This window comes from Butyrivibrio sp. NC2007 (assembly GCF_000421405.1).
In the GTDB taxonomy this organism is placed as follows: Bacteria; Bacillota; Clostridia; order Lachnospirales; family Lachnospiraceae; genus Butyrivibrio.
Genome location: NZ_ATWY01000022.1, coordinates 58,211 through 65,935, shown reverse-complemented (window position 1 = coordinate 65,935; position 7,725 = coordinate 58,211). Strand labels below are relative to the sequence as shown.

General features: G+C 40.3%; 11 protein-coding genes and 1 riboswitch. Of the genes, 4 read left to right on the top strand and 7 right to left on the bottom strand.

Annotation, left to right across the window (positions count from 1 at the left end; all coding sequences use genetic code 11):
* A partial coding sequence (locus G632_RS20445; protein ID WP_155828910.1) for an ASCH domain-containing protein occupies positions 1-199 on the bottom strand: 199 nt, incomplete at its 3' end.
* Positions 200-336: 137 nt separating this feature from the next.
* Here G632_RS20445 and G632_RS0115805 point away from each other — a divergent pair.
* On the top strand, positions 337-1,548 hold the full coding sequence (locus G632_RS0115805; RefSeq protein WP_022770430.1) for a DUF819 family protein: 1,212 nt from the start codon (positions 337-339) through the stop codon (positions 1,546-1,548).
* Between the two features lies 1 nt (position 1,549).
* On the top strand, positions 1,550-2,179 hold the full coding sequence (locus G632_RS0115800; protein ID WP_022770429.1) for a M15 family metallopeptidase: 630 nt from the start codon (positions 1,550-1,552) through the stop codon (positions 2,177-2,179).
* A gap of 1 nt (position 2,180) precedes the next feature.
* Here the strand turns inward: G632_RS0115800 and G632_RS0115795 are convergent, their stop codons facing one another.
* Both G632_RS0115795 and G632_RS0115790 read right to left on the bottom strand, forming a co-directional pair.
* Positions 2,181-3,221, bottom strand: coding sequence for a Fic family protein (locus G632_RS0115795; protein WP_022770428.1), 1,041 nt, complete (start codon positions 3,219-3,221; stop codon positions 2,181-2,183).
* A 107-nt stretch (positions 3,222-3,328) separates the two neighbouring features.
* Positions 3,329-3,649, bottom strand: a complete 321-nt coding sequence (locus G632_RS0115790) for a nucleotide pyrophosphohydrolase (protein WP_022770426.1) — start codon at positions 3,647-3,649, stop codon at positions 3,329-3,331.
* Between the two features lie 363 nt (positions 3,650-4,012).
* Here G632_RS0115790 and G632_RS0115785 point away from each other — a divergent pair, with 363 nt between their 5' ends.
* Complete coding sequence (locus tag G632_RS0115785; protein ID WP_022770425.1) at positions 4,013-4,447, top strand: TM2 domain-containing protein; 435 nt, start codon at positions 4,013-4,015, stop codon at positions 4,445-4,447.
* Between the two features lie 15 nt (positions 4,448-4,462).
* Here the strand turns inward: G632_RS0115785 and G632_RS0115780 are convergent, their stop codons facing one another.
* From G632_RS0115780 to G632_RS0115770, 3 genes are all read right to left on the bottom strand, one after another.
* Entirely contained in the window at positions 4,463-4,798 is a 336-nt protein-coding gene (locus G632_RS0115780; RefSeq protein WP_022770423.1) for a hypothetical protein, read from the bottom strand.
* Between the two features lie 56 nt (positions 4,799-4,854).
* Positions 4,855-5,349 (bottom strand): hypothetical protein, encoded by a 495-nt coding sequence (locus G632_RS22205; RefSeq protein ID WP_022770422.1) that lies wholly within the window; start codon positions 5,347-5,349, stop codon positions 4,855-4,857.
* A gap of 159 nt (positions 5,350-5,508) precedes the next feature.
* Positions 5,509-5,991 (bottom strand): hypothetical protein, encoded by a 483-nt coding sequence (locus tag G632_RS0115770; RefSeq protein WP_022770421.1) that lies wholly within the window; start codon positions 5,989-5,991, stop codon positions 5,509-5,511.
* 77 nt (positions 5,992-6,068) lie between these two features.
* A riboswitch (cyclic di-GMP riboswitch) is annotated at positions 6,069-6,143 on the bottom strand.
* Between the two features lie 268 nt (positions 6,144-6,411).
* Between G632_RS0115770 and G632_RS0115765 the strand changes: the two genes are divergently transcribed.
* Positions 6,412-6,981 carry a histidine phosphatase family protein gene (locus tag G632_RS0115765; protein ID WP_026512639.1) on the top strand — a complete coding sequence of 190 codons (570 nt, stop codon included), beginning with the start codon at positions 6,412-6,414 and terminating at the stop codon, positions 6,979-6,981.
* A 14-nt stretch (positions 6,982-6,995) separates the two neighbouring features.
* Here G632_RS0115765 and G632_RS0115760 read toward each other — a convergent pair whose 3' ends face one another.
* Complete coding sequence (locus tag G632_RS0115760) at positions 6,996-7,667, bottom strand: SIMPL domain-containing protein (RefSeq protein WP_022770419.1); 672 nt, start codon at positions 7,665-7,667, stop codon at positions 6,996-6,998.
* Positions 7,668-7,725: the final 58 nt, after the last annotated feature.

Genomic DNA, 7,725 nt, shown 5'->3' with positions numbered 1-7,725 from the left:
TAGCACCATAATCCATATCATTGCCTCCAGCCAGCTTCATTAACTCGGTATTCTCCCTGCTTCCTTTAGGAATTTTTGTGGAACTTGCATGTATGTACATGATGCCCCTATAATCAGTTTTCCAGCTACGGGTTTCAATAGACTTAACCCCATTTTTTATTAGTTCAGCATATGGCTGTGTTAGGCTAAGTGCTTTCAAAAACATCACCTCTTCAAATATGATATTATTAAGAATGACACACATAGAAAAACTCTGCAATCATCATTTTGACAATTGCAGAGTCGCTCAACACTCATTATTTGGCTGTGAATAGTAACCAGAAAGAGGCAATCTGTATGAGCACACTTATAGCACCTGACAACAACTGGGCACTTTTATCAATTCTCTTTTTATCCAGCTTTCTGGCCATCTATCTTGAGCAGAAGTACAAGTGGGCTGCCAAGATCACCGGGGCTATAATCACCTTAGGGATCGCAGTCCTTCTGACAAATTTTCGTATCATCCCTGCCAGTGCTCCTGTTTTTGATGACATCGTGTGGGGATATGCTGTACCTTTAGCAATTCCACTGCTTCTTTTGAATGCAAACATCATTAAAATCTGGCGTGAAACCGGGAAGCTCCTGGTGATATTTCTTATTGGCGCTGCGGGAACCTTTGTTGGTGCCCTTGTGGGAACAGCTCTTTTGACAAAGCTAGTTGACGGCCTTCCCGGAGTCGCAGCCATGATGACCGGCTCTTACATTGGCGGAGGTGTAAACTTCACCGCCATTGCCGATGCCTTTCATGTCGACGGAAGCCTCATCTCTGCCACTACCGTAGCAGACAACCTGAACATGGCAGTGTATCTGATGATCCTTCTCGCCATCGCCTCCGGTGCCTTTTTCAGGAATCATTACACTCACCCTCACATCGATGAGGTGGAAAAGGCCGGAGCCGGCAAGACCGGAGAAACGCTGGCTGCAAGCTACTGGGAGCGTCACGATATTTCTTTAAAAGACATTGCTGCCTGCCTTGCATATTCGGCTATAGTTGTCACTGTCTCAAAGCTTATCGCCGGAGCTCTTTCAGGAATCATCCCTGACAGTAACGGCTTTTTGAAGATGCTGAACGCCTTCTTCGGAAGTCAGTACGTGTGGATCACCAACGTCTCCATGGTATTTGCTTCCTTCTTCGAGAACAAGGCAAAAGAGATGCACGGAGCCAAAGAAATCGGCACCTGGCTTATCTATCTGTTCTACTTTGTTATCGGTGTTCCGGCATCTATTACCATGATCATTCAGAACGCTCCGCTTCTGTTGCTGTTCTGCTTTATCCTGGTTGTATTTAACATGCTGTTCTGCTTTGGCTTCGGTAAGCTGCTGCGCATTGATCTGGAAGATATCATCCTGGCTTCAAACGCCAACATTGGTGGTCCTACAACCGCAGCAGGAATGGCCATTTCACTGGGCTGGACCAAGCTTGTCGGCCCATGCATGCTGGTGGGAACTTTCGGTTATGTGATAGGCACATGGCTTGGTATAATCATTGGTTCAATTCTGGGGGCATGATATGGACAACATAAATTCAGCTTTTATCGAGATTGCAAACGCAGTACCTGATGTGATCCTGGAGATTCGCTACTATTCGACTTTCAATTTCATAGGGGAGAGAATAGATGGGTATATTGAGCCGACAGCTCTTTTGACAAAAGAAGCTGCCAAAGCTCTTAAGACTGCCAGTGATGAGTTCGCAAGACGCGGATACCGGCTTAAGATTTACGACGCCTACAGACCTCAGAGGGCCGTGGATCATTTTGTAAGATGGGCAAAAGACACTTCTGACCAGCGGATGAAAAAGGTCTTCTACCCGGAGGTTCCCAAGGAGCGGCTCTTTGAACTCGGCTTCATTGCAGAGCATTCAGGCCACAGCAGAGGAAGCACAGTTGATCTCACCCTCTTTGATATGTCCCGGGGATGCGATGTGGTTATGGGTGGATACTTTGATTACTTCGGGGATATAAGCCATTTTGATCACCCTGATCTTACGGATGCTCAGCGCGCTAACCGCACACTGTTACGTGATGTCATGATGAATGCCGGCTTTGCCCCTTATGAGTACGAGTGGTGGCACTTCACGCTGTGTGATGAGACGTACCCGGATACTTTTTTTGATTTTCCGGTGAGGAAGATTGAGGAGTGAGCTACTTTTTCATATATCTGGCATCTCTAAAAGACCCTATTTTAACAATCTTATTTTCTTTTATCATTTTGCTGAGGACAAGCTCTACTGTTTTTACGCTGATATCAGGCACCTTGTCCAGGATATCACCCTTTGAAATAGGGACTATGGCATTTAAGAGAATCGCCTCTACTCGTTCCGATTTCTTTGCTTTCTTTAATTTTATATCCATAAAGGACTCATCCAACTCTTTGTAACATCTATAAAGAATCTGCATGAAATTCACCATAAAAGGAGTGTAATCATTTTGGTTCTCATGCCATTTTGCAGAAGACTGCTCTAATGCATCATAGTAACTTTCTTTATACTTGTTAATCTGTCCTTCAATAGATATATATCTTCCTATATCATATCCTGACATATACAGAAGAAGTACTGTGAGTAGCCTCGATACTCTTCCGTTTCCATCAAGGAATGGATGAATACAAAGGAAATCGACAACAAAGCATGGAATAAGCAACAGATCAGCAATATTTGAATTCTGTCTTGCATCATAATATGCCAAAAGAAGCTGCTCCATAGCTTTAGAAGTTTTTTTTGCCTCAACAGGCTTAAATCTGATATGCCTGGTTCCATCAGGCAGATATTCCATGATCATATTGTCGTGAGACTTGTATTGACCAGCTTCAGCGGGATTTACCTCTGATTCCATCATTCTATGAAGTACTTTAATTGTATCCTCAGTCAGATCCATATGATCATAATTCGTATGGATTAGATTCAGCGCCTCTTTATAACCGGATATTTCTTTCTCATCGTGAGTAACAGGAATAGCACCGTTTACAATATCTCTTATTCTGTCATCAGTAGTTACTATACCTTCTATAGCATTACTTCCTTTTACTGATTCCACAATTGCTTTCTGCCTCAGTTTTTCATAAGAATCTGCATATTGAAGCTTTCTGAATTCCCCCTTTGCACGCAAATCCGCTACTATTGCAGATAACGATGCTATGTTGGCAGGAATGCTGGTCTCCAAAAAACTATAATCAAATTTTCTCATATATTTCCTCACATAAAAATTTACTACCTAAATTTTATATTTTTTTAGGTAGTAAATCAATGTTAGTTTGCAGATGGATGAGACAATATTTGTACGTAATATTTCTTTTACAGTTCAGTGTACTTCTTGCTGCTGCCATAGCTCTTTTCTATCGGGTACTTCTTAGCATTCTTCTCTATCTTTTCCATGATGGCGTCTTCAATGCTAATGCCCATTTTGTCTGCGAGCTGGATGCAATAGTTCATGACATCGGCCAGTTCCTCTTTGGCTGCTTCTTTGTCGTAATCGGGGCTCCACTGGAAGCACTCGAGGAGTTCGGCGGCTTCGATGGATATGCTCTTGGCTAGGTTCTCGGGGGTGTGGAACTGGTCCCAGTTGCGGTCTGAGGTGAATTGGAGGACTTGGCGTTTTACTTCGTTGAAATCCATGGTGTTAGTACCTTTCCCTACAGCTCTATTCGTGCAATTGTTTTATTTAACAATCCTTTTATAATAATCCTCGCATAACAGTTCAAACATATCAATTCCTTTCGATAAAGCAAATAAATATAAGTTCGCTTTTTCTCTTAAGTATATTTGAATTTTCCTTATTTATGACAAGCCTCAAATAACTTTTAGATAATATTTAAATGTTGGTTATGTATTTTTATTAAGCTTTAAGATTTATCTGCTAGAATTATAATGTTGAAATATCGTCATTTCAAAATTGATTTAACAGCAACAATTATCGCGCCTATCTTTTTATTCAAATACAAATTGGGTTGATAGATACTCAAGAATGGAGCTTATACTATGGCAGAAATCTTAAAAATCGAGCAAACTTCAGCAAAAATAGGAACCGACGATGGAAGAGTTATAAATATTCCGATAGGGTATTTTGGATATCCCAATCCACGTGTAGGGGATATTGTGAGCATTTATAAAGACGGTAATGGTTATATCGTAACTAAGCAAGGTGGAAATGTAGCTTATGCTACTAATTACCCAAAGTCAATAAATAAGCATGTATATGTTTGGGTTTGTTCCTTTATTTTCGGATATCTGGGCGTTGATAGATTTGTTAGAGGCCAGATTTTCTTAGGAATAATGAAACTTTTGTTTAACTGGGCAACTTGTGGAATATGGTGGCTTGTCGACTGGATCATTGGAATGGTCAAGGCTTACGGATCAGCATTTGGCTCAGAAGATAATCTGGGCTTCAATACCAATGGATCATTTGTCCGATAATCATTGCTTTCCGGTTTAATCCCACATTATGAATTCTATTGTTGACTCAAGTGGGCTGTTGCATTTAGGGCACATTACTACCTCATTATCAGTAACAATGTGCATTTTCTCACCACATTTTGAACACTTATGAGGATACTTCTTGTATGCCTTATAAAAAGTGACCTGTTCAGCATTGATGGCTCCATAAGGATAATCCGCAAAGAATTGTTTGATCTCCGAGCCAAGCTCTCCATCTTTGGCGCGTTGGACTGTGTCTGTGTAAACTTTTGGATATAGCTTTCCGATTCCATTCATACATATGAACGTATAGCCACATTGATTGCATTTAAGTCTATGTCCTGATTCCATTTATTTCTTCTCCCCATATAGAAAGCTGGTTCACAATAATGTGAACCAGCTGTATATTACTTAGCAACTCTACCTTCTGCTTTACCAAATTCATTGAAGTGCTTGAGAAGCTTGTCTCCATCTGCACCTATAGTTGTCTGAAGATCAGTATAATTGGTGTAGTATGTATATGCATTAAAGTCCTTGGTATTGCCCTTATACTTCTTAAGAGCTTCAACAGCACTGTTAACTGCAGTAGCAGCTGTCGCTGCCTTTGTAGTTGTTGCTGCCTTTGTAGCAGTTGCAGATGTGCTTGCCGCATCCAGAGTACCCGGATGACATTTTGAACACGGTCTGTATCCTTTGTCCACAGCACTCTTCAATGTAGTTGCAATCTTACTTTTCCTCAAGCTGCTACATCCATCTGAATGATAGCACTCTCCTGTCTTAGTAATGTAAACAACAGTATCATCACTAGCAGCATAAACCTTGTTGCTTCCAATGAACATTGAACCAATGATCATAACAACCATAGATAATGCTATTATGTTTTTTCTAACAATTGTTTTCATATTTAATTACCTCATATGCTATAGAGTTTTGGTGCGAAACAAATTTATCACTATAAAATAGTTCAATCAAGTAGTGTACTCTTTCTTATGAGCTGATTGCACCTTTTCCATAAGCCGGATAACATAATGTATCCGTAACAATCAGTAAACCAGTGCGTATTACTGATCTAAAACATCATAAAACTTAACTCCGTTGAGATAAGTTATTAATACATTATCAGTATTCATATCATTTAAGACGTTCACGTTAACATTTGCCCCGTATGGCTCAAACTCTTCATATATTGATTTTGAAAACGATTGAATACTCTTGGTCATATTTGTCCATTCTCTTTTGTCAATCAGGCCAGCCTGAACCCCCACTGCTCCTGTTGCCATCCCATCTTGCCAAACATTGATTATAACCAAATTATCTTTTCTTGATACAGAATAATTTTTTCCAAAATTCTTGCTAAGCAGTATTTCAGTAGCAGCCATCATTATTTCTATTTTTTCTACATCATAGGTGGATTTTGATGCATTCGTTGTCTTTGTTGTTTTCCCATTCGCAGCATAGACTTGTATATTACCCGTAAACAGAGTCCCTATAATCATAGCTGCCATTGTAAGTCCCATAATGCTAACTCTTATCAATCTCTGCATATTAAATCCTCACTTTCTCAAATCTGCTTGTGAAAGAAAAAGACATCGCTCCAACCAGGGCAATGTCTTTTCATATGTTCTGCAACTGGCTGACTCTTTGAGCCCCTATAGCTTTGTGCCGCCGGATTGCTCCGGTTTTACCCTCTATTTAATTATGTTTCGTATGGGATATTATAAAGGCAGATCCTTCATAATAAAACAAACTCTATGTTAAAAGACTATTAAAAAAAACTAATGTAAAGACAATTAGTAATCAATAATTCTTTTGGTATCACGTATTTCCGTTTAATTATGTAACTCATTTCCTCATCTGGTGGACAATGAAACTGCTTTCTGTCAGAATAAAAACCAGCAAAAATCACTAGTATCCAAATATCCAATCAAAAATGGACAAGATGATTGTTCTAGGAGGAATAGAAAGTGGAAATAATCCTTATAAGACATGGTGAAAGCATTGGAAATGCACTAAAAGGAGATGATGCTGTCTATACCGGCAGATGGGATTGTGATCTTACAGCAACAGGATACAGGCAAGCACAGGCTTTAAATGGCTCTCCTATATTTGAAAATGTTAACAAGTACTACTGCTCACCTCTAAAAAGAGCAGTCAAAACGGCCAGAGCATTTACGGATGCTGAGCTCGTAATTGATGACAGAATTATGGAACGCTCCCTCGGAGATTTTGAAGGAAAGAAAATCATAGATATAAAGTCAGATCCTCAATATGCTAAATACTTTAATGACCCATTCTACATGAGATTCCGCAAAGACTTTGAAGCGAAAGCTCCAAATGGTGAGAACTTCCATGATGTATGCATGCGTGTTAAACCTTTTGTAATGGAGATTCTACAAGAAGGACTGGATAAAGTGGTGATTGTATCTCACTTTGTGGTTATCAAATGCATCATTAAGGAGTTGCTGGAGCTTTCAGAAGACGAAACACTGTCGCTCAAAGTCCATAACTGTGATCCGATTGTAATAGAAGTATAACAGGACTATAGTTTTCACCCAATCTCCCACACAACCGTCACAGTATCAGAAACACTGATATCATCAGGCTCAATATCCATATCAAATGCCCCTGCTCCATCAGCCATAACTTTATTGCAGAACATATTCCTGTTCATTGGTGCATATTCAAACTGAATCTCGCCCCAGGAATAGTCGATGTTCTTGATGTCTTTCAAACTCACACCTGCTGCCTGAGTAAGGACTTCTGCTTTAGCCTTGGCATCTGCTACAGCTTTGCCGAGGAGCTGATTCTTGGAGGCTTCAGGATCCTTGACGGTGTAACTGAGTCTGAAGTCCGGATGGATGTCTTTTGCGTTAGCGAGGGCATATAAAATCCTGCCGAGCCTTTTATTGTCAGAGTCAAATTCAACCTTGACCACGTGCTTGAACTCGTAGCCTACAAAGCGCTCTTTCCAGCTCTTGTCCCAAGCCTGGTAGCCTTCATATTTCGTGTCTATATTGAACATCAGAGTCTTGACGGCAGTTCTATCAAGTCCCTGCTTCTCCAGGATGTCTTTTAACGCTTCTGTATCCCTTGAAGACTGCGCAAGAGTCTTGTCGTATTCCTTATTCTGGCCCTCAAGGGTGATTGTGATCCTTGTCATATCAGGCTTTATCTTGAGATTGCCCTTGCCGGTTACTTTGATTATTCTTTCGTTTGTCATGTTCTTTGGCCTCCTTATTACGGGTTCATTTTATGATCTTATGATAACGTTCAGGGCA

Excerpts from the sequence above, each read along its gene's own strand:
- G632_RS0115805 (WP_022770430.1), top strand. The coding sequence starts at position 337 with ATGAGCACACTTATAGCACCTGACAACAACTGGGCACTTTTATCAATT.
- G632_RS0115800 (WP_022770429.1), top strand. The coding sequence starts at position 1,550 with ATGGACAACATAAATTCAGCTTTTATCGAGATTGCAAACGCAGTACCT.
- G632_RS0115795 (WP_022770428.1), bottom strand. The coding sequence starts at position 3,221 with ATGAGAAAATTTGATTATAGTTTTTTGGAGACCAGCATTCCTGCCAAC.
- G632_RS0115790 (WP_022770426.1), bottom strand. The coding sequence starts at position 3,649 with ATGGATTTCAACGAAGTAAAACGCCAAGTCCTCCAATTCACCTCAGAC.
- G632_RS0115785 (WP_022770425.1), top strand. The coding sequence starts at position 4,013 with ATGGCAGAAATCTTAAAAATCGAGCAAACTTCAGCAAAAATAGGAACC.
- G632_RS0115780 (WP_022770423.1), bottom strand. The coding sequence starts at position 4,798 with ATGGAATCAGGACATAGACTTAAATGCAATCAATGTGGCTATACGTTC.
- G632_RS22205 (WP_022770422.1), bottom strand. The coding sequence starts at position 5,349 with ATGAAAACAATTGTTAGAAAAAACATAATAGCATTATCTATGGTTGTT.
- G632_RS0115770 (WP_022770421.1), bottom strand. The coding sequence starts at position 5,991 with ATGCAGAGATTGATAAGAGTTAGCATTATGGGACTTACAATGGCAGCT.
- G632_RS0115760 (WP_022770419.1), bottom strand. The coding sequence starts at position 7,667 with ATGACAAACGAAAGAATAATCAAAGTAACCGGCAAGGGCAATCTCAAG.